Here is a 21811-nt window from a genome sequence, read left to right as displayed (position 1 = left end):
ATTAAATATACCATTTAAAAAGATTCGAATACCCCTATGTTTTAGTGGAATTCGTTTAAATTTGTGACTCAAACCGAGCTTTAAGAAAGGTTTAATAAAACACACAAATCTCAAAAAAGATAAAGCTCGAAATAAAAATAAAATACTATGCTTCAAGTTGCTTTTATTAGAGAAAACAAAGCTGCCGTAGTGGCGGCAATGGCAAAACGAAACCTAAAAGCAGAAGTACTTATTGATGAAGTACTTACGCTAGATGAGGAACGTAGAGGGCTACAGGTTCAGCTCGACAATGCCTTAGCTGAATCTAATAAACTTTCCAAAGAAATTGGACAACTATATAAAAGTGGTTCTACCGACAAGGCGAATGAAATGAAGGCTCGCACGTTGGAACTTAAAGAAATCACTAAAGAACTTACTGAACAACTGAACACCAAAACACAAGCACTAACTGAGAGTCTATACAAGCTCCCAAATACACCACATTCAAGTGTCCCTGCCGGTAATAGTGATACTGATAATGAAATAGTTTTTACAGAAGGAGACATTCCAAAACTTGGTGCAGACGCACTCCCTCATTGGGAACTAGCAAAAAAATATGATATCATCGATTTTGAGTTAGGTGTTAAAATAACTGGCGCTGGATTTCCTGTTTACAAAGGAAAAGGAGCAAAATTACAAAGAGCATTAATTACTTACTTTTTGGATAAAAACACGGATGCTGGGTACCAAGAATTTCAAGTTCCTCATATGGTTAACGAAGCATCTGGTTATGGGACTGGACAGCTACCTGATAAGGAAGGTCAGATGTACTATGTATCTGCCGATGACTTATATCTGATACCTACTGCAGAAGTACCTGTAACCAATTTTTTTAGAGACACCTTATTAACGGAACAGGATTTTCCAATTTGTTGTACTGCGTATACACCATGTTTTAGAAGAGAGGCTGGAAGCTATGGTGCCCATGTAAGAGGATTGAATCGCCTACATCAATTTGACAAAGTAGAAATCGTACGAATAGAACATCCAGACAATTCATATTTAGCATTAGAAGGTATGGTGGATCACATTAAAGAATTACTTAGAGAATTAAAACTACCTTACCGTATCCTACGTTTATGTGGTGGAGATTTAGGTTTTGCATCTGCTCTTACCTATGACTTTGAAGTGTTTTCTACTGCCCAAGACCGCTGGTTAGAAATTAGTTCTGTATCAAATTTCGAAACATTCCAAGCCAACAGACTAAAGTTAAGATATAAAGATTCCGAAGGAAAAAGCCAATTAGCGCACACTCTAAACGGAAGTTCATTGGCACTTCCTCGTGTCCTAGCAGGAATTATAGAAAACTATCAAACCCCAGAGGGAATTGTTATACCAGAAGTACTACGTCCCTACACTGGATTTGACATTATCAACTAAATCAACTTTCCTTTTATGAGTTTCAAGGTTTTTTATTCAATAATACTACTAAATGAAATTGTACCACTTGAACCCGAAACCAAAAAATTCTTAAAGGATAAAATACAAACTGCCTTTTATAAAAAAGGCAGTTATTTAACACGAACCGGGGAACTATGCAACCGAGTCTTTGTTTTAAAAAAAGGACTAGTCCGTGGTTATTTCGTAAATAACAACAAAGAAATCACTACTTGGATTAGTAGAGAGAATGAGATGGTAACCTCTATTTCAGGATATTTTAAAAATAAGCAAGGTCTTGAAAATATTCAAGCTTTGGAGGATACGTATACTGAATTCCTTACATTCGAAGATATGCACTACAGCATTCTTCACTTCCCTGAAATGGCCGCAATTAACAGAATATTGCTTGAGCAATATTATATTTCTGCTGAAGAGAGAGCTTTTATGGCACGTATACCTAACGCAAAAGATCGCTTTGATTTTTTTGTAGACTCCAGTCACGGGCATTTACTTCAACGTGCACCTAATAAATTTTTAGCATCACTATTAGGTATGCGTCCCGAAACATATAGCCGGGTATCAAAACAATAGGTCAAGCTTATCCACCGTTTTAAATATCCCTTAATGTCATAAAAAAAGCGGCCTTAACTAAGCCGCTTTTATACTATAAAGAGAGATTAAAACCAAGGTTTCTTACCTACTTGATAGGTCTGATAAAACTCATCATCAGACTTGGTAAGGTAAATAATTCCTTCAACGACAGTAATAATCCAAGTAATTGTAGCTGCAAAACCACAAGTAATTACCCCCAATACTAATGTAACCAACAAAAGAATAATCCCTTCTTTATTGTATCCAAGAATAAATTTGTGGACGCCCAAACCTCCAAGAAAAATAGCTAAAATTCCTGCAAGAATCTTTTTATTATCCTGGCTGTTTAGTGCTTGTTTAGCACCCGTAGCAAAATCGTTTGCGGTATCTTTTACCTCTTCCGCAAAATCTTTTTTCTCTTCACTCATGGTTTAGATGTTTAGTTTATACGATGATAAATATAGTTAAATTTATAAAAATGAAACATCATTAGATTGGCAAAGTTCCAATTATTGCCCTAGAATCCAATCCTCAACCAAACTTATTAAACTCTTATTAATAGATTTATCTTACAACTATCACAATACCAGTCTTAAATGATTGTAAAATAGAGTCCAATTTATATACACGAAAATTCATCATAAATTCCTTTCCCAATGGTTGAAAAATGCGATGGATATGACTTTAACGGAAAACTTTGAATTGATTCTTCATTTCTTTAAGTGTCTTTCCAACAAAAAAACCATCTATTGAATTCCATGAGAATCCCAAGATTTTCTTCTTTAAAAGACACTTCTCCCAAGTCGGTGACTCAAGGCATAAATTGACCATCTAATAATGAAGTATTTAATCTCCAAAAAAATGTTCCTTAATTTTATTAACTATGGTCTGAGCAAGCTTTTCTTTACTTTCTATGCTCCATCCGGCAATATGAGGAGTTAGAATTACATTTTCCGCTTTCAAAAGATACTTGAATGGCTTCGGCAATACTTTATCAGTAAAAAAGTCTTCAAATGAGCTCTTTTCATATTCAAGAACATCCAATCCTGCACCCAACACCTTACCCTTCTTCAGCGCTTTTACCAAATCTTTAGTAACTACACTCTTCCCTCTAGCTGTATTAATGAACCAAAAAGGTTTTGAAAAAGCATTTATAAAATCACCATTTATCATTCCTTCAGTATCAGTCGTTTGTGGTGTATGAAGGCTTACAACATCGACCTTATGTCTAAATTCTTCCAAGGACACCTGTCTAGCATTAACATCACCCACACCTTCTTTGATATCATAACAAAGTATTTCGATATCGAATCCACGAAGTTTTCTTGCAAAAGCTTTCCCCATATTTCCATAGCCTATAATCCCGACAGTTCGACCTTCTAATTCCCAACCTCTATTTTCTTCTCTTAACCATTTCCCATTTTTAATTTCTTTATTTGCCTTTTTGAACCTATTCATCAATGCTAATAACATTCCTAAAGTATGTTCTCCTACAGCATTGCGATTCCCTTCAGGAGCAGCAATAAGTTTAATACCTTTAGAATGCGCATACTCTACATCAATATTTTCAAGACCTGCACCCACCCTACCAATAAACTTTAAATTGGCAGCTTTATCTATAAATTCCTTATCTATAGTAAAACGACTGCGTATGATAATACCATCATACATATGTATAATAGCTTGTACAGCCTCTTTAGAATCCGAATAATTCTCATGGTTTATACATCCCAATTCAGCCAACTGATTAATCAGCAAGGAATGATTAGTGTCAAGGTGTAATACCTTCATATGTGTTGAAGTTTCAGACATTTTATACAGAAATATAAGATATTAAAAGTTAGGAAAAACAAGGTAATGCCTATTATTAAGTTTTTAAAACCCTAAAATTACTTTGGCTATTAAAAAATAAATGAGAATTCCTAAAACATCATTACTAGTTGTAATAAAAGGACCAGTAGCTACCGCAGGGTCTATACCCTTTTTATCCAAAAAGATAGGTATAAAGGTGCCAATAATTGCTGCATTTACAATTACTGTAATAAGAGCGATCCCAATGGTTACAGAAACTAAATAAGAAGTGTCAAAAAGGAAATGGCTAACAAGTAGTACTACGGTAGCAATTGCTATACCATTAACCAAGCCTAAAAGAAATTCCTTACCTAATCGATTTATTATCTCACCTCCTATGGTATCATTTGCCAATCCTTGCACAACAATGGCTGACGATTGAACTCCAACATTCCCGGCAGTAGCCTGAATCAACGGAATAAAAATGAGCAATATAGGATACAATTCCATGGCATCTTGAAACCCATTAATAATACTTGCAGCCCCAAGACCACCAAACATCCCAATGAGAAGCCAAGGCAATCTTGCTTTGGTAAGTTTCCAAATACTATCATCTGCCTCAACATCTTGAGTAATACCTGCGGCCAATTGATAATCTTTTTCAGCTTCTTCCTTGATAACATCCACAATATCATCAATTGTAATTCGTCCGACTAGACGACCAATTTCGTCAACCACAGGAATAGCTTCCAAATCGTATTTAGACATAATACGAGCAACATCCTCAGCACTGTCATGGACATTTACATAATCTACTTTTGGGATGTAAACATCCTTAATGGCAGTCTTGGTAGATGTAGTAAGTAAATCTTTTAAGGAGAGTCTTCCTTTTAGCTTATCATTATCGTCCACAACATAAATAGAATGTACTCGAGTAACATTTTCAGCCTGTACTCTCATTTCTTTTACACAAGTAAGTACATTCCAATTTTCATTCACCTTCACCAACTCTTTGGCCATCAATCCTCCCGCTGTATCCTCATCATAACGTAAAAGCTCAACTATATCCTTAGCATGATCAAGGTCTTCTATATATGAGATTACCTCTTCCTTTCTGCTCTCTGGAAGATCTGCAATAATATCAGCTGCGTCATCGGTATCTAACTCCAACAACTCTTCTGCGATTTCTTTTGCAGAAAGATTACGAAGAATATTATCCCTTAAATCACTATCAAGCTCTGTCAGTATGTCTGAGGTTTTCTCACTATCTAGCAGCTTAATTATATAAGTGGCTTCTTCTAATGTCAGTTCATGCAGGATTTCAGCAATATCAGCAAAGTGAACCTCTTGCAACAAATCAAGTAAGGATTGGTCACTTTTATTTTCGATAAGGATTTCTATTTGCTCAATAAGAGCATCGCTGAGTACAAACTTTGACATACTTTTTATTTGCTAGGTTGTGTATTCAGATTTTTCAGTTATTACATTGCTTCAATACGTTGCGTAAGATAGATAAAATCGGATACTGAAAGTTGTTCAGGTCTACGGTCAAAGATACTATCTTCTTTTAAAATATCAGTGAGTTGAAGGCTTTTTAAGCTATTTCTCAACGTCTTTCTTCGTTGTTGAAAGGCAGTTTTTACTACTTTAAAAAACAATTGTTCATTACATGGCAACTGATACAATTCCTTCCTCCGTAAACGAAGTACACCACTCTTAACTTTAGGTGGTGGTGTAAATACATTTTCAGAAACAGTAAACAAATAGGTTGCATCATAAAATGCTTGTGTAAGCACTGAAAGAATCCCATAGGCTTTTGAACCAGGTTTTTCGCAAATTCGCTCGGCAACTTCCTTTTGAAACATACCAGAGAACTCCGGAATTTGATCTCTCATTTCTAGTAACTTGAAGACAATCTGAGAGGAAATATTATATGGAAAATTACCTATAATTGCAAAAGGAGCTGCCTCAAGAGACTGCCTTACATCATACTTCAAGAAATCCTTCGATAGTATACGCCCTGATAGCAAAGGGTAATGAGCTTGTAGATAGGCTACCGATTCCGTATCAATTTCAACTACAAAAGTAGTTATGGGTTTCTCAAGTAAATATTTAGTAAGTACGCCCATACCCGGACCTATCTCCAACACTTGATTATAGCCTTCTAATGTTAAAGTATCGGCTATTATACGGGCAATATTCTCATCATTCAAAAAGTGTTGACCTAGATGTTTTTTGGCACGTACTTTATCTGTCATCTGTTAATTTTTAGAGGGTTCAAAATGATCACTCATCACTTGAAGTTCTGTGCGAAATGCCACAAATTTACCTGCAAAATACTTCATAGCCTCCCCTCGTAATCTATCTGCATCTTCTGCATAATAGGCATCCAATGTCTGCTTACTATCTGTAAAGTATTGAATAGAATAAGTAATTCCACCCATTTCTTCTTCAACAAGAACATGCAACATACGTGCTTGTGAAAATTTTCCCGTGGCCAACATATCAGGTATATGGATTTCTTGCATCCACTGCATCCATTGATCATGAACGCCTTCCTCTATATTAATGGTTACATTATAAATATACATCTTATGATTTTTAATTGAATCAGGACCTATTACCATAAAATGGTTAGTTCTAAAAACGGTCGAAAGATACGTTTAATTGATGTCATCTCCCCTTAACTTTCTATAGTTTTTACGGGCTTCGACATAAAAAATACTATCTGGATGACCTAACAAAATCCTTTCGTACAGCTCCAAAGCTTTATTTGGTTCTCCAAGCTCTCCTTCGTATAATTTCGCCAAATGAAACAATGCATCATCTGATAAAATATCACCATTAAAATATTCAAGAATTTTAAGATAATTCGACTGTGCCAGATCATACTTTGATTGGTTTTCAAACAATTGAGCCTGTTTAAACAATGCCTCATCCTCAATGGATTCTCCCTTGTGGTTAGCTAATATCTCATCCAACACGGCTATAGCTTGATCCGTTTTCTTTTGCAATGCTAACAAATCTGCCTTAGCATATAGTTTTAGTGCTGTTTTTAAGGAATCTTGCAAGCTATTATCCGATATAAGTAACTTTAGTTGTAGTGCATCATTTGCAATCAATTGGGAAGTGGAAGATTTTAACACATCCAACTGATTTTCAGCCCAACGAAAATCACCCTTATAAAAACTTGTTTGCGCAATTTTAAAACGAGCCTCTTGTCCCAATACATCATTTTTAAAATCCTTTTGTACCTGTGAATAATAGATTAGTGCTTCATTAAAATGCTCATAAAAGACCAATATTGCAGCAAGTGTCATTTTCAATTGAGCTTGATGACGTCTTGGTCTAACACGTTCAATTCCTGCTTTAAGTAAACGATTAGCGGAGGCAAAATCCCCTTTATAATATGCAAGGAAATTACCGTACTCTATCTCCAAATGCCAACCAAAAGGTGAGTCCCCATATTGTTCATATAGTTCCTTAAATTCTATATAACTTCTTTCTACAACAGTCGGTGAGACATTTTCTAGATTTAAAGTTAGTAATTTTAATTTAGCATTAATCAATGGTTCAGGATCATAGGCATTAGCCACGATAAACTCATAAATAATCCTAGCATTGTCCCTATCGCCTCCATCCATTGCTACTGCCGCCAACTCTTCAAGTCGAGAAATGGTAGTTTCACCACTTCTCTTATATATAGCACGCTCTTGCAAAAAAGCCTGTCCATACTGTTGCTGTTGAACAAAAAGCCAACTTAAAAGTTCATTCCAAACTATATCTGCTGTTTCTTGTGAACGCTTAATTAACTGCCGTCGTAAAATTGATACATTAACACCAGAATAATCCATTGTTAAAAATGGATATATACCACTCACAACCGCTCTTTGAGATTCTGGGTTTAAAACTATCAAATCCAAATACGTATTAAACATCTCTTCAATATCACCCATTTCCCCATATACTCTAGCTAAATTCAAATGCAAATTTTGCGAAGGAGCTAATTCCAAACCTTCCTTATAGGAACGAACGGCATAATCTAATAAGGATTTTTGCTGAAATGTATACCCAATCAAATAGGCATAAGTTGGTATATCTTGCAATTTACCAATGGCCTTATCATAGTATTTAGCAGCTTCATCTGTTTGCTCTTGTAGTTGAAAATTGTACCCAAGTTCTATATAATACAAAGGAGATACATTAGGATTTTCTAGCTTTTCTTTCAACAAAACCTCAGCTTTATCATATTGCTCTAACTGTTGATGGCAAAGAATTATCTTTTGAAAAAAATCTATCTGAGTAGGCATCTCACGATACAAAACCTGGTACATGGAAAGGGCCTTTTCAAAAGCTCCTTCATCTAAATACTGTTTGGCGAGTATATCTTGCTGTGAAAAAAGAGATCCACTGCTAAAAATAAGTAAGAATAAAAAGCAGACATATCGCATATAAATGAGGCTTTTCTCAAAGATACGCATTGTCAATAAACTGACACATACTTTTCCACTTCTTTAGATTGCAGATCAAAAACTATTTGATTTCAGAATCAGTGGCCACACCATTCATAAATTTCCGTTCAAGCTCTGCTTGAAATTCTTCCATTACAGGTTTCACGGTACTTTCTGGCAAATCAGCTATCCGAATATACATTAACCCATCTACAGAGTTATTAAACAAGGGATCAACATTAAAGGCCACTACACGGGCATTTTGCTTAATGTATTTTTTAATTAACACTGGAAGTCTCAAATTTCCTGGCTCTACTTCGTCAATGATACGGTCAAATTTATTCAAATCCGCGTCTGTCTCATCAAAAATAAAGTCTTTATCGGCATCCTTTAACTTCACCTTAAATTCCTTTTTCGGCTTTATATACTGAGCAATATAGGGATCATAATAATTGGACTTCATAAACTCAATCATCAGCGATTTTGAGAAATTTGAAAACTGATTACTAATACTCACTCCTCCCAATAGATATTTATGTTCTGGATATCGTAACGTTGTATGCACAATACCTTTCCATAATAAAAACAATGGCATAGGCTTCTGTTGATATTCATTAATAACAAAAGCACGTCCCATCTCAATAGTCTCACTCATCATTTTATATAACTCCGGTTCAAAACGGAATAAATCCTGAGTATAAAAACCATCTATACCGTATTTCGCGAAAATTTGAGAGCCTAATCCCATGCGATAAGCTCCAACAACCTTTTTCGCCTCATTGTCCCATAGAAATAAATGATGGTAATAGTCATCAAACATATCGAGATCAGTAGCATTATTAGTCCCTTCTCCTACCGCTCTAAAAGTGATTTCTCGCAAACGTCCAATCTCTTGTAAAATACTAGGAATTTGCTGAGCTGTAGCTAAAAAAACCTCATAGTTCTTACTTGTGAGTAGGTGTGCTTCCCCCCCTCGCAATTTAAGCACCTCTTTTTCCATTGCTTCCCCACAAATAGGTTCTACAATAGCTTTAGGAGCCTTAGGAATTTTAGGTATTTTAATGGTGGTAGGTAGCGGAACAAATTTGCGTTCTTTAAGATAAACATTGGACAACATATATGTTTTCTTTCTCAAAAATTCGCAAAACTCATCAATATTGTCTATTTCATCTTGAGTCTCTACAGAAATTGGCCTTCCGATACGCACTTTGATAACACGATTTTTCTGTGATAATAATTCAGAAGGTAATTTCGCGGTACGAAAAGTGTCATTCATTTTAGACAATGAATAAAACAACTTACTATTCTTAGCATGAAAATAAATTGGAACTACTGGAACCCTTGCCTTTTTAACAAGTTTCATTGCAGCCTCTTCCCATGGCCTATCAACAATAAGTCGGCCATCTTTGTACGTAGACACCTCTCCAGCTGGAAATACCCCTAAAGGTTTACCCTCCTTAAGATGGCGCATAGATTGCATAAATCCAGTAATACTGGATTGCGCATCCTTATGCTCCTCAAATGGATTTACAGGCATAATATAAGGAGCCAATGGCTCGATACGATGTAATAAAAAGTTGGCAATAATTTTATAATCAGGACGGTGTTCTAGCAACAATTTCAATAATAAAATACCATCAATACCCCCTAAAGGATGATTAGATATAGTAATGTAAGCACCATCCTTCGGTAGTCTTTTTAAATCTTCCTCAGGTATTTCAAATTGTATTTCAAACTCATCAAGGATTGCATTTAAAAAATCTAATTCCTTTAAATGTTTATTACGATTATAGATTTTATTTAGAGTTGAGATTTTAAGTACTTTCATGAGCAACCACCCAATGAAAGTACCTACAAATCCGTACTTATCTAAATTGATTGCTTTTGCAACTTCTTTGGCCGTTACGAGTCCCATGCGATTATAGTTATCCTAAAGACAAATATAGGAAAAAGGAACTTCTATCTAGTCACAATCTGTACTGTATCCTGTAATCGCTGTTTTAGCAAGATTTCCTTCCCGCCCTCTAATGCATCAATAGCTTCAGAATTCGCATGTCTTACAGTGTATAATGAAACATTTTCATAGCACTCCACCTTAAACTTTGCTTTAAGTAATTCCAACAATTTTTCTAGGTTATTAAACTTATTATCTACACACACAGAAAAGCTTATTGCTGAATTCTGAATCACATCTACTTTCATTTTAGCGTCATGCAAAAGCTTAAAAATTGTACTGATATTTTCTTCCACAATAAAAGAAAAATCTAAGGAAGAAAGCGAAACAAGAACTTGACCTTTTTTGACAATAAAACATGGAATTTTTGGATCTAAATCTATTCCTTTAGATACTGTGGTACCTTTATCATTTGGATTTATAAATGATTTTACATGCAAAGGTATTTCTTTACGCTGCAAAGGTTGCAAGGTTTTTGGATGTATAACTGAGGCTCCATAAAATGCAAGCTCAATAGCCTCTGTATATGATATTTGATTTAAAAGGCTAGCATTTTCAAAGTATCTTGGATCTGCATTTAACACTCCTGGTACATCCTTCCATATAGTAACACTTTCTGCATTAAGACAATATGCGAATATAGCAGCGGTATAATCACTTCCTTCCCTACCTAGGGTTGTCGTAAAATTATTGGAATCACTTCCCAAAAAACCCTGTGTAATGTTCAGTAACATTTTATTCACCCCATTAGTGATATTTTCTTGCGTAGCTTCCCAATCCACACCTGCGTCTCTATAATTATTATCGGTTTTAATAAAATTACGCACATCGAGCCAAGTGTTTTTAATTCCAATATCTGAAAGGTAATAGCTCAAAATTGTTGTTGAAATTAGTTCTCCAAAAGACACAACTTGATCATAAACAAAACTATAGTTGGGTGATTTATTCCTTCCCAAAAAAGAACTTAATTCAGCAAATAGTCCATCCACTTTCCAATAAACAGGATGATTTTCATTCTCAAACAATTCAAGTAAAATACCATTGTGATACTTTTTTACTTCTTGAATACTGCTGAGTAGCTCTTCCTCATTTTCAAAGTAATTCTTTACCACAATTTCCATTGCATTAGTTGTTTTCCCCATTGCTGAAACAACCAATAACGTATTTTCGAAACCAACGGTTCTTAATACACTAACCACATTTTTTACTCCATCAGCATCTTTTACTGATGCACCTCCAAACTTAAAAATACGCATACTACAATCTTGAAATAAAATTTTTAATTCCTTCCTCATCCATTTGAGCCACGTCCCAATCACGCAAAACGCGAGCTCCATTTTTTTCATAAAAAGCTATTGCCGGTTCATTCCAGTCTAGCACATTCCAGTCGATTCGGCGAACTCCTAAATTATGAGCATACTTTATTACTTCAGTAAAAAGTGCAGAACCCAAACCAGTACCTCGCATCGATTCACTTACAACTAAATCTTCAAGATGAATGGTCTTTCCTTTCCATGTCGAAAACCTTGGATATACCAGTGCCATACCTTTTACCTCTCCAGCTACTTCAGCTACAAAACAATGAAATGCTGGTTGTGATCCGTATCCGTATTGTTTTAGATCTTCAACAGTAATTACAACCGCATTGGGTTCCTTTTCAAAAATAGCTAGTTCTTGAATAAGAGAAAGCACTTGCTCCATATCTTCTATTCGAGCATCTCTGATGGTAAAATTCATATCAAATGTTTCAAATACAACACAAAGTTACAAATGTAAAATTTATAATTTCAACGAAAACGTTGTAGTTTCACAATTTTAGCGATATTTGTGCATACATTCACAACTTCATATCAAATGTCGCGAAAAAACCAAACACTGGGCGAGTTTATCATTGAAAATCAATCAGAATTTAAGTACTCATCCGGAGAATTATCTAAACTCATTAATGCCATCAGGCTAGCTGCCAAAGTAGTAAACCACGAAGTAAATAAAGCCGGTCTTGTAGATATTATAGGAACGGCTGGAGACACCAATGTACAAGGTGAGGATCAGCAGAAGCTAGATGTTTTAGCTAATCAAACCTTTATTCAAACGTTGAGTAAACGTGAAATTGTATGCGGTATAGCGTCAGAAGAGGAAGAAGATTTTATATCTATCAATAGTCTAGATGAAAATAACCAAAACAAATATGTAGTACTAATAGATCCACTTGATGGTTCTAGTAATATTGATGTAAATGTCTCTGTGGGAACTATATTTTCGGTATATAGGCGAATCACCCCTTTAGGTACTCCTGTTACAAAAGAAGACTTTTTACAACCTGGACGAAATCAAGTCGCAGCGGGCTATATTATATATGGTACATCAACTATGTTAGTTTACACCACTGGCCATGGAGTCAACGGATTTACACTTAATCCAGCAATTGGCACCTTTTATTTGTCACACCCTAACATGCAATACCCTAAGGATGGTAAATACTATTCTATTAATGAAGGAAATTATATTCATTTCCCTAAAGGCGTAAAATCGTATTTAAAGTATTGCCAGATGGAAGAAGGTGACCGACCATACTCCTCACGTTATATTGGTTCATTAGTTTCTGATTTCCATAGAAATATGATTAAAGGAGGGATCTACATTTATCCAAAAAGCTCGGTAGCGCAAGCAGGGAAATTACGTCTTCTTTATGAATGCAATCCAATGGCTTTCATTGCAGAGCAAGCTGGTGGAAGGGCTAGTGATGGCTTCAATAGAATATTAGATATAGAACCCTCAGAGTTGCACCAACGAGTACCTTTCTTCTGTGGTAGCTATAATATGGTTAAAGATGCTGAACGATTTATGGCTGAAGCACAATAAGAACAAATATGAGAAGGCAATCATTATTACTATTATTTTTATTCCTAAACCTCTTTCATGGGAAAGCACAGGAAGAAATAAAAATCCTTTCTCCTACCTATGAATTTTCACAAGGAAGCACAGAATACCTCTTTGCAAACAAGGTAAAACTAAGAGAAGCACCCTCTAAAACAGCAAAGGTTATTGAATTACTACCTGCTGGTAGCGAGGTAACCATATTGGAAAAAACTATAAATTATGAGCTTTATGAGGGAATAGAAAGTCCATGGTACCTGGTGAATGTCAATGGAAAAATTGGATACATTCTCGGAGGACTTATTGCTTTGGACAAACTAAATTCACCTGAGGACGGAAACCTATTTCTTTTCCAAATTCGAAAACTAAACGATGAAAAGTTATATCTTAAAATAAGACCTTCAATATCTGACGAAACTCAAGAATTTATTCATCAGATTCCTAGTTATCATTTTACAATCGAAATCACCAACAACCGAGGTCTAAATGGGATTCAAAACCTTATTTCAATAGATTACATAGCAGAAGCATGCGGTGTAGAAGGTGGTCTATCTTATCTAACTTGGGATGGAAGTTCACTTAAGCTTCTAGCAACATTATCAGAAATAGGAGACGCTGGCGTTTACTACGTTGGAGAGAAATTTACATTCCCACTTGACAAAGACGGTATTGAAAACAAGATTATTTATACCAAGGAGGAAGAAACTGTTGATGATTTTGAAGAAGAGTGGACTACAATTATTAAAACTACTCGTGTCTATAAATGGGAAAATGTAAAAATGATTCCAAAATTTGAAAATGGACAATGATAAACCTACATAAAAAATCCCGCACTTGCGGGATTTTTTTATCTGTTCATATGTTTTATTTCTTCCTTAAATGTCTCCAAGTTTACATTAAGGCTTAATAAGTACATGGCCTTTTTAATAATAAATTCAACATTGGCAGGAGTAAATCCAAGACCAATTCCCAAACGTATCATAATACGCATTTCATCTTCATCAGCAATTTTATCCACATACACCATACGAGCAATATCATATAAGCGCTCTAATCGTTGGTCATAAGAAACAGGAGGGTTAACTGGAAACCTATAAGGATCTTCTAGAACCTCGTTCATTTCACCTTCATGAATATCCAAGTTCTTAGCCAATCGCTCAATAAAAGCTCGTTCTGAATCATTAATGGCTCCATCTGACAATGCCACACGAACAATGGCAGCAAAGTGATCTCTGTTACGTTCTCTAAATCCGCTAGAATACAAATCTGAAATTGACATTTTTATCTTTTTAGTTTGCTGTAAAGATACATATTCCTATAACTAAAGAAACCCTACTTTAACTTTTTTTAAAGTATGACAACCACCCTATTACCACACTTTAATGACATTTTACAATATATTTGCAAAAAAAATCTCTGTGAGTATCGCTTCCCTTATTCAGGCTTACGAACAATCGTACCAAGCCACCCAATTAAATTCGGAATTAGAACATTTTCCGTCACGAGTTCACCTTAAAGGACTGGTAGGAACCTCATTATCACTTCTAATTTCAAATACTTTCAAACAGACAGATTTACCCTTTTTATTCATACTTAATGATAAAGAAGAAGCCGCTTATTACTTAAATGATCTAGAACAATTACTAGGCGATACACACGTACTTTTTTACCCTGGCAGTTACAGGAGACCATACCAAATTGAAGAAACAGATAATGCAAATGTATTACTTCGTGCTGAAGTTCTAAACAGATTAAACTCTCGAAAAAAACCAGCTTTAATTGTAACCTATCCAGATGCCCTTTTTGAAAAGGTTGTAACTCGAAAAGAATTAGAAAAAAACACCCTGAAAATCCAAATTGGCGATACACTTTCCATCGATTTCATTAATGAGGTACTATTTGAGTATCAATTTCACAGGGTTGATTTTGTTACCGAACCAGGAGAATTTTCGGTACGCGGTGGAATTCTAGATGTGTTTTCTTTTTCTCATAATGAACCTTACAGAATTGAATTCTTTGGAGATGAAATTGATAGTATCCGAACTTTTGATGTCGAAACACAGCTTTCAACTGATCGAATTCGAAAAATAACTATAATTCCAAATGTAGAAAATAAATTATTAGAAGAATCACGGCAAAACTTTCTAGACTACATATCTTCAAAGACAATTGTCTTTACTCAGGATATCGCTCTGGCTTCAGGAAGAATGGACTCCCTGTTTATTAAGGCAGAAGAAGCGTTTACAAAACTTTCTTCAGAAGTCAAACATAACACACCAGAAGAATTATTCTGTAATGGTGAAAATTTCAAAAAAGGTATACTCAATTTTAGTGTTGTAGAAGTAAGCTCAGAAGCGATAGTTGCAGAAAAGACACTACAATATCATATGCAGCCCCAACCATCATTCAATAAACACTTTGATCTACTAATTGAAAATCTGAATCAAAGACATGAGGAAGGGTATACTAATTACATTGCATGCGTGAGTGAACAACAGGCAAAGCGTTTTCATGATATTTTTGATGAAATGGAAACCGAAGTACCTTATAAAACTTTGGTATTCTCAATGTATCAAGGCTTTGTCGACACAGATAATAAAATAGTATGTTACACTGATCATCAGATTTTTGAACGATATCATAAGTTTAACCTTAAAAATGGTTACGCCAAAAAACAATCAATAACACTAAAAGAACTCACTAATCTTGAAATAGGTGATTTTGTCACCCACATAGATCATGGAATAGGAAAATTTGCAGGTCTTCAGAAAATTGAAGTGGAAGGAAAAATGCAAGAAGCAATTAAACTAATCTACGGAGAACGAGATATCCTTTATGTCAGTATTCATTCCTTGCATAAAATCACCAAATACAATGGTAAAGATGGCAAACCCCCAAAAATATATAAACTTGGAAGTAATGCATGGAAAGCGCTAAAACAAAAAACCAAAACGCGTGTTAAGGAAATTGCTTTTAACCTCATAAATCTTTATGCAAAAAGAAAAACTGAGAAAGGATATGCTTTTGGTCCAGATAGTTACCTACAGAACGAACTAGAAGCTTCTTTTCTTTATGAAGACACACCAGACCAAAGTAAGGCAACTATCGATGTTAAAGCAGATATGGAGCTTGATCGTCCTATGGACAGACTTGTTTGTGGTGACGTTGGTTTCGGAAAAACAGAAGTAGCCGTAAGGGCCGCTTTTAAGGCAGTAGATAATGGAAAACAAGTAGCCATTCTTGTACCAACCACAATCCTTGCATTTCAGCACTTTAAGACCTTTAGAGAACGTCTAAAGGATTTCCCAGTTAATGTAGAATATCTGAATAGATTTAGAACGGCAAAAGAAAAAAGGGAAACTCTTGATAGACTTGCAGAGGGAAAAGTGGATATCATTATTGGCACGCATCAACTAGCGGGTGAAAAAGTAATTTTCAAAGATCTGGGGTTACTTATTGTAGATGAAGAACAAAAGTTCGGTGTCGCAGTTAAAGACAAACTCAAATCACTGAAAGAGAACATAGATGTCCTTACACTTACTGCAACTCCTATACCACGTACATTACAATTTAGCTTAATGGCAGCCAGAGATCTCTCTGTAATAACTACACCACCACCAAACCGATATCCTATAGAAAGTCAAGTTATACGCTTTTCTGAAGAATTAATTCGGGATGCAGTATCATATGAAATTCAAAGAGGAGGACAGGTGTTTTTTATACACAACAGGGTTGAAAACATAAAAGAAGTAGCTGGTATGATTCAGCGTCTGGTACCAGATGCTAAAATAGGAATTGGTCACGGTCAAATGGATGGAAAAAAATTGGAACAACTAATGCTAGCCTTTATGGAGGGTCATTTCGACGTATTAGTAGCAACCACCATCATTGAAAGTGGTCTTGATGTCCCTAATGCCAATACTATTTTTATCAATAATGCGAATAACTTTGGCCTCTCTGACTTACACCAAATGCGTGGTCGTGTGGGAAGAAGTAACAAAAAAGCATTTTGCTATTTCATTACTCCTCCCTATTCCGCAATGACTGATGATGCCAGGAAACGCATTCAAGCTCTTGAACAATTTTCAGATTTGGGTAGTGGATTCAATATAGCAATGAAAGATTTGGAGATTCGAGGAGCAGGAGACTTATTGGGAGGAGAGCAAAGTGGATTCATTAATGAAATTGGATTTGACACTTACCAAAAAATACTTCAAGAAGCTATCGAAGAACTAAAAGAAAATGAATTTGCCGATCTTTATCCAACATCAGAAACAGATAAAGTTTATTTAAAAGATACTCAACTAGACAGTGACTTCCAATTACTTTTCCCTGATAATTATGTTAATAGTGTAACTGAAAGACTAAATTTATATAATGAATTAAGCACCCTTACTAATGAAGATGAACTTCAAGCCTACGAAGCAAGATTAATTGATCGTTTCGGAGCTCTTCCAGATGAAGCCAGTGATTTACTAAATAGTGTTCGAATAAAATGGATTGCAACCAAAATGGGCTTAGAACGCATTGTATTAAAACAAGGAAAAATGATCGGTTATTTTATAGCTGACCAACAAAGTAACTTTTATCAAAGTAGTTCATTTAGAAATGTGCTAAGCTGGGTCCAGCAAAATCACTCTATCGCAAAAATAAAAGAAAAACAAACTCGGAGTGGCTTGAGACTGCTTTTAACTTTCGATAATATCACTTCTGTTTCTAAAGGCCTTACACTAATCAACACCTTTTTACCTACTGAAAGGTCCTTATAAAAAGACTGGCATTTGCCGGTCTTCTATTACAAATTTTTTAAATCCTTAATCACTCTAAATGCTTTGTCTATCTGATCTTCAGGAACAATTATTGTAAATTCATTTGAGGTAGAAATCACTTCATTCATAGTAACGCCTTCCCATGCTAATCGTTGAAAAATAAAATAATAAATACCCGGGACGGAAACATTTTCCTCAGGAAGTTTTACAGTGATTGAAGACAGATCAGTAAGTTTTTGTAATAATTTTTCCTCTTTAAATATCTCCTCCACTGTCTTAGTCATTGAACTACTAACAACAATGTTCGTTTCATTAACCCCTCTTGAAGAAGTATAAAAGACATCCTTATTATTATTAATCTCTTTTAATAAAGTCGCCTGTTTAGTAAGTATAGTTTCAGAGACCAAAAATGTATAATCAGTTAAGGAAGATCGGACTGTAATTTCACCAATATTTTTCAATACTTTCAAAATACGATGTGTAGCACGGAACTCCATATCTGAAGATAAGCGCTTTAATGCCATGACAATTGCACCATTACGAACATCCTTCCCAAGATCATCTTGAATTTCTTCCTTTATGATTCGAGACAAAGAAGTTAGATTAATAATCCCTTGAGCCAAGGCACTTTGTAAAAAAGGTTTTGCTTTGATATACTCTTCAACAACAGAGGAAATGGTTTTCATGGCAATCAACAAAAAAGTTATACAATAAACGAAGTGTTATCTTTTTTCTTAAAAAGAACATTTTGTTTTACAAAAATATACAAATTGTTTTATTTGAAACAACAAATAGATAGAAATGATTACCTTTATACCCTATATCTCGTTTGCAATCCTTTCAATAGCCTTAAGATAGCTTTCTTCCATCATCCAATTCAACTTCACTTCCTATATAAAACTCCCTTATAACGTATAATTAAGAAATTATTGGATTAATTGAACTTTATCATACCCAATTTTAATTGTAATTTCTTTACCAATAATTAAGGTCCTATTGTCCTGAATATGACCAGCAGGTACATCAAAAATAATTGGAAAATCAAAATTCTTACATACATCTTCTATAATTTCTCTGGCGGTTTTACCAAAAGGAATGGAGTTGTCTTTCATTTTAGTCATCCCACCAACTAACAACGCCTTAATCTCATCAAAATAACCATTACGCTTAAGATTCATCATCATACGATCTACATGGTATAAGTACTCATCTAAATCTTCCAAAAACAAAATCTTCCCACGGGTATCTATACTACTAGAAGATCCCAATAAACTATATAGAATGGAAAGATTTCCACCTACCAATTCTCCGGTAATGGTATCCAATTTCTTACTTTCATGTGGAAAATCATACACATTCTTCTGTCCGAATAAGGCAGTCTTTAGAGATGCAAGCGATGCCGCAGAATTCCTAGAAATATTTACAGGCATAGTAGCATGCATAGAGGCAATTCTCAAGGTATTCAAATGGGAATGCAATACTGTTATATCAGAATATCCCACTATCCATTTAGGATGGTTAGAAAAATCTGAAAAATTAAGTATGTCAATTATGCGGACAGTACCATATCCTCCTCTAGCACACCAAATACCCTTTACAGTAGGATTGTACAACATGGTTTGAAAATCAGCAAAACGTTCCGAATCTGTACCAGCAAATTGCCGATCTTGTAAGCCTATAGAATTCCCTATGAGTACTTTTAGCCCCCAGCTTTCAAGTAATGCGACTGCTGCAGTAAGTTCCTCTTCATCAATTTTTCTTGCAGTAGCAACAATAGCCACTGTATCACCTGGCTGTAATGGTTTAGGTAGTAACATTCATTTTTCTTTAGCGTTACCAAAATACAGAATTTATCAATAGGAATCGTTATTTTTGTGCCTTTAGAAAATATACACTATGTCACAGAGATATACGATTACTGCTGCTTTACCCTACACTAACGGCCCAATCCATATAGGCCATTTAGCTGGTGTTTATGTACCTGCCGATATATATTCACGATACCTTAGACTTACTGGCAATGATGTTGCCTTTATATGTGGGAGTGATGAGCATGGCGTAGCAATCTCCATGAAGGCAAAAAAAGAGGGTATTACTCCTCAACAGGTAATCGATAAATACCATACTATTATCAAAAATTCATTTGAGGAATTTGGAATTTCCTTTGATAATTACTCTCGTACATCTGCCGCCATACACCATGACACAGCATCTGATTTTTTTAAAAAACTATATGACAATGGAGATTTCATTGAAGAGGTTACAGAACAATTATATGATGATAAAGCAGGACAATTCTTAGCAGATCGATTTGTAATTGGAACCTGTCCTAAATGTGGCAATGAAGAAGCCTATGGAGATCAGTGTGAAAAATGCGGAAGTTCCCTTAATGCTACGGATCTTATTAATCCTAAATCGACCATTACTGGTACTCAACCAACACTGAAACAAACTAAACACTGGTTTCTACCCTTAGATCGATACGATTCATTTTTAAGAGAATGGATACTTGAAGGACATAAAAATGATTGGAAGCCTAACGTTTACGGACAGGTTAAAAGCTGGCTTGAAGATGGTTTGAAACCACGTGCTGTTACACGAGATCTTGACTGGGGAATTCCTGTACCGGTCCCTGGTGCTCAAGGAAAAGTTCTATACGTATGGTTCGATGCACCAATAGGATATATTTCATCTACAAAAGAATGGGCAGAAAGAGAAGGAAAAGATTGGACTCCATATTGGAAAGATTCAAATACGAAACTAGTTCATTTTATTGGTAAAGACAATATAGTATTTCACTGCATTATTTTCCCAGCCATGCTTAAAGCTGAAGGAAGTTATATACTTCCTGAAAATGTACCTGCAAATGAATTTTTGAATTTGGAAGGAAACAAACTTTCTACTTCTAAAAATTGGGCTGTCTGGCTTCATGAGTATTTACAAGAATTTCCTGATCAACAGGATGTTCTTCGATACGCACTTACAGCAAATGCACCTGAAACCAAAGACAATGATTTTACTTGGAAAGATTTTCAAGCGAGAAACAATAACGAACTAGTTGCGATCCTTGGCAATTTTATCAACCGCGTAATTGTACTCACAAACAAATATTATAACGGTACTGTTCCTGAACCTTCTTCTTTTAATGAAATCGATACGCAAACACTTAGTCAAATGCGTGCTTTTCCTGATACTTTATCCCAATCCTTAGAACGTTACCGTTTTAGAGAGGCTAGCCAAGAATTAATGAACCTAGCACGTCTTGGAAACAAGTATTTAGCTGATGAAGAGCCGTGGAAACTTATCAAAACAGACGAAAATCGTGTTCAGACAATTATGTATGTAGCTTTACAGATTGCGGCTGCCTTAACCGCAGTATGTGAACCTTTTCTCCCATTTACATCTACAAAACTTAGAAAAATGTTAAACATTTCTCCAGACAATGTTTCTTGGAAGAATGTAAGTGTGGAGAGACCATTAATTAATGCAGGTCATACTATCAATCAGGCCGAATTGTTATTTAGTAAAATAGAGGATGAAACTATCCAATATCAATTGGATAAATTAGAGGCTACCAAAAAACTAAATGAGGCAGAAAGCAAAACGATAATTCCCCAGAAATCTACTATTTCATATGAAGATTTTGCGAAAATTGACATGCGAATTGGGACAATAATTGAGGCTGAAAAAATGCCAAAAGCTAACAAACTTCTAATCTTAAAAATTGACACTGGAATCGATATCCGAACTATTGTTTCTGGTATTGCTGAAAGCTTTAAGCCAGAAGAAATCATAGGGAAACGAGTAACCGTACTAGTAAACCTAGCTCCGAGAAAACTACGTGGTGTTGAGAGTGAAGGAATGATTTTAATGACAGAGGACTCACAGGGCAAACTTGTTTTTCTAAACCCTGATACTGATGGAGTCAACAATGGAGAAACAATAAATTAATTTAAAAA

General features: G+C 35.2%; 18 protein-coding genes. 6 read left to right on the top strand and 12 right to left on the bottom strand.

The features are described from left to right. The first annotated feature begins 147 nt into the window (after window positions 1-147). Together serS and PT603_RS12375 are read left to right on the top strand one after the other, a co-directional pair. The gene (serS, locus tag PT603_RS12380; protein ID WP_008237378.1) at window positions 148-1419 is read left to right on the top strand and encodes a serine--tRNA ligase; all 1272 of its coding nucleotides are present in this window, start codon (window positions 148-150) and stop codon (window positions 1417-1419) included. Window positions 1420-1434: 15 nt separating this feature from the next. Further along, entirely contained in the window at window positions 1435-2010 is a 576-nt protein-coding gene (locus PT603_RS12375) for a Crp/Fnr family transcriptional regulator (RefSeq protein ID WP_008237377.1), read from the top strand. An 86-nt stretch (window positions 2011-2096) separates the two neighbouring features. Here the strand turns inward: PT603_RS12375 and PT603_RS12370 are convergent, their stop codons facing one another. The 9 genes from PT603_RS12370 to PT603_RS12330 form a co-directional block, all read right to left on the bottom strand. Beyond that, window positions 2097-2438, bottom strand: a complete 342-nt coding sequence (locus tag PT603_RS12370) for a TM2 domain-containing protein (RefSeq protein WP_008237376.1) — start codon at window positions 2436-2438, stop codon at window positions 2097-2099. Window positions 2439-2856: 418 nt separating this feature from the next. Continuing rightward, window positions 2857-3801 carry a 2-hydroxyacid dehydrogenase gene (locus tag PT603_RS12365; protein WP_008237375.1) on the bottom strand — a complete coding sequence of 315 codons (945 nt, stop codon included), beginning with the start codon at window positions 3799-3801 and terminating at the stop codon, window positions 2857-2859. 84 nt (window positions 3802-3885) lie between these two features. Then, the gene (gene mgtE, locus PT603_RS12360; protein ID WP_008237374.1) at window positions 3886-5241 is read right to left on the bottom strand and encodes a magnesium transporter; all 1356 of its coding nucleotides are present in this window, start codon (window positions 5239-5241) and stop codon (window positions 3886-3888) included. Between the two features lie 41 nt (window positions 5242-5282). Continuing rightward, window positions 5283-6059, bottom strand: a complete 777-nt coding sequence (gene rsmA, locus PT603_RS12355) for a 16S rRNA (adenine(1518)-N(6)/adenine(1519)-N(6))-dimethyltransferase RsmA (protein WP_008237373.1) — start codon at window positions 6057-6059, stop codon at window positions 5283-5285. 3 nt (window positions 6060-6062) lie between these two features. Continuing rightward, on the bottom strand, window positions 6063-6392 hold the full coding sequence (locus PT603_RS12350; protein WP_040488588.1) for a DUF4286 family protein: 330 nt from the start codon (window positions 6390-6392) through the stop codon (window positions 6063-6065). Between the two features lie 72 nt (window positions 6393-6464). Continuing rightward, window positions 6465-8252, bottom strand: a complete 1788-nt coding sequence (locus PT603_RS12345; RefSeq protein WP_008237370.1) for a tetratricopeptide repeat protein — start codon at window positions 8250-8252, stop codon at window positions 6465-6467. 82 nt (window positions 8253-8334) lie between these two features. Further along, window positions 8335-10167, bottom strand: a complete 1833-nt coding sequence (locus PT603_RS12340) for a GNAT family N-acyltransferase (RefSeq protein ID WP_008237368.1) — start codon at window positions 10165-10167, stop codon at window positions 8335-8337. A 44-nt stretch (window positions 10168-10211) separates the two neighbouring features. Further along, window positions 10212-11462 carry an aspartate kinase gene (locus tag PT603_RS12335; protein ID WP_008237366.1) on the bottom strand — a complete coding sequence of 417 codons (1251 nt, stop codon included), beginning with the start codon at window positions 11460-11462 and terminating at the stop codon, window positions 10212-10214. Between the two features lies 1 nt (window position 11463). Further along, a complete protein-coding gene (locus PT603_RS12330) occupies window positions 11464-11943 on the bottom strand; it encodes a GNAT family N-acetyltransferase (RefSeq protein WP_008237365.1) in 480 nt (159 codons plus the stop codon). A 117-nt stretch (window positions 11944-12060) separates the two neighbouring features. Here PT603_RS12330 and fbp point away from each other — a divergent pair, with 117 nt between their 5' ends. Both fbp and PT603_RS12320 read left to right on the top strand, forming a co-directional pair. After that, window positions 12061-13068, top strand: a complete 1008-nt coding sequence (fbp, locus tag PT603_RS12325; RefSeq protein WP_008237363.1) for a class 1 fructose-bisphosphatase — start codon at window positions 12061-12063, stop codon at window positions 13066-13068. Window positions 13069-13076: 8 nt separating this feature from the next. Further along, window positions 13077-13892 (top strand): SH3 domain-containing protein, encoded by an 816-nt coding sequence (locus PT603_RS12320; RefSeq protein WP_008237361.1) that lies wholly within the window; start codon window positions 13077-13079, stop codon window positions 13890-13892. Between the two features lie 38 nt (window positions 13893-13930). Here PT603_RS12320 and PT603_RS12315 read toward each other — a convergent pair whose 3' ends face one another. Continuing rightward, a complete protein-coding gene (locus tag PT603_RS12315) occupies window positions 13931-14362 on the bottom strand; it encodes a fructose 1,6-bisphosphatase (protein WP_008237359.1) in 432 nt (143 codons plus the stop codon). Between the two features lie 103 nt (window positions 14363-14465). Here PT603_RS12315 and mfd point away from each other — a divergent pair, with 103 nt between their 5' ends. Continuing rightward, window positions 14466-17852: a transcription-repair coupling factor gene (gene mfd / locus PT603_RS12310; RefSeq protein ID WP_008237358.1), complete on the top strand. Its 3387-nt coding sequence runs from the start codon at window positions 14466-14468 to the stop codon at window positions 17850-17852. 26 nt (window positions 17853-17878) lie between these two features. Here mfd and PT603_RS12305 read toward each other — a convergent pair whose 3' ends face one another. Both PT603_RS12305 and PT603_RS12300 read right to left on the bottom strand, forming a co-directional pair. Further along, window positions 17879-18538, bottom strand: coding sequence for a hypothetical protein (locus PT603_RS12305; protein ID WP_008237356.1), 660 nt, complete (start codon window positions 18536-18538; stop codon window positions 17879-17881). Between the two features lie 240 nt (window positions 18539-18778). Beyond that, window positions 18779-19669, bottom strand: a complete 891-nt coding sequence (locus PT603_RS12300) for a S66 peptidase family protein (RefSeq protein ID WP_008237354.1) — start codon at window positions 19667-19669, stop codon at window positions 18779-18781. 79 nt (window positions 19670-19748) lie between these two features. On the opposite strand from PT603_RS12300, the gene metG reads away from it, so the two are divergent. After that, window positions 19749-21803, top strand: coding sequence for a methionine--tRNA ligase (metG, locus tag PT603_RS12295; protein ID WP_008237351.1), 2055 nt, complete (start codon window positions 19749-19751; stop codon window positions 21801-21803). Window positions 21804-21811: the final 8 nt, after the last annotated feature.

Source organism: Imtechella halotolerans, assembly GCF_028743515.2.
GTDB classification, from domain to species: Bacteria; Bacteroidota; Bacteroidia; order Flavobacteriales; family Flavobacteriaceae; genus Imtechella; species Imtechella halotolerans.
The sequence above is the reverse complement of the archived record's forward strand: the minus strand, read 5'-3'. Positions and strand labels throughout refer to the sequence as shown.

Bases quoted from the DNA above. Each gene is read 5' to 3' on its own strand.
- serS (WP_008237378.1), top strand. From the start codon at position 148: ATGCTTCAAGTTGCTTTTATTAGAGAAAACAAAGCTGCCGTAGTGGCG.
- PT603_RS12375 (WP_008237377.1), top strand. From the start codon at position 1,435: ATGAGTTTCAAGGTTTTTTATTCAATAATACTACTAAATGAAATTGTA.
- PT603_RS12370 (WP_008237376.1), bottom strand. From the start codon at position 2,438: ATGAGTGAAGAGAAAAAAGATTTTGCGGAAGAGGTAAAAGATACCGCA.
- PT603_RS12365 (WP_008237375.1), bottom strand. From the start codon at position 3,801: ATGAAGGTATTACACCTTGACACTAATCATTCCTTGCTGATTAATCAG.
- mgtE (WP_008237374.1), bottom strand. From the start codon at position 5,241: ATGTCAAAGTTTGTACTCAGCGATGCTCTTATTGAGCAAATAGAAATC.
- rsmA (WP_008237373.1), bottom strand. From the start codon at position 6,059: ATGACAGATAAAGTACGTGCCAAAAAACATCTAGGTCAACACTTTTTG.
- PT603_RS12350 (WP_040488588.1), bottom strand. From the start codon at position 6,392: ATGTATATTTATAATGTAACCATTAATATAGAGGAAGGCGTTCATGAT.
- PT603_RS12345 (WP_008237370.1), bottom strand. From the start codon at position 8,252: ATGCGATATGTCTGCTTTTTATTCTTACTTATTTTTAGCAGTGGATCT.
- PT603_RS12340 (WP_008237368.1), bottom strand. From the start codon at position 10,167: ATGGGACTCGTAACGGCCAAAGAAGTTGCAAAAGCAATCAATTTAGAT.
- PT603_RS12335 (WP_008237366.1), bottom strand. From the start codon at position 11,462: ATGCGTATTTTTAAGTTTGGAGGTGCATCAGTAAAAGATGCTGATGGA.
- PT603_RS12330 (WP_008237365.1), bottom strand. From the start codon at position 11,943: ATGAATTTTACCATCAGAGATGCTCGAATAGAAGATATGGAGCAAGTG.
- fbp (WP_008237363.1), top strand. From the start codon at position 12,061: ATGTCGCGAAAAAACCAAACACTGGGCGAGTTTATCATTGAAAATCAA.
- PT603_RS12320 (WP_008237361.1), top strand. From the start codon at position 13,077: ATGAGAAGGCAATCATTATTACTATTATTTTTATTCCTAAACCTCTTT.
- PT603_RS12315 (WP_008237359.1), bottom strand. From the start codon at position 14,362: ATGTCAATTTCAGATTTGTATTCTAGCGGATTTAGAGAACGTAACAGA.
- mfd (WP_008237358.1), top strand. From the start codon at position 14,466: ATGACATTTTACAATATATTTGCAAAAAAAATCTCTGTGAGTATCGCT.
- PT603_RS12305 (WP_008237356.1), bottom strand. From the start codon at position 18,538: ATGAAAACCATTTCCTCTGTTGTTGAAGAGTATATCAAAGCAAAACCT.
- PT603_RS12300 (WP_008237354.1), bottom strand. From the start codon at position 19,669: ATGTTACTACCTAAACCATTACAGCCAGGTGATACAGTGGCTATTGTT.
- metG (WP_008237351.1), top strand. From the start codon at position 19,749: ATGTCACAGAGATATACGATTACTGCTGCTTTACCCTACACTAACGGC.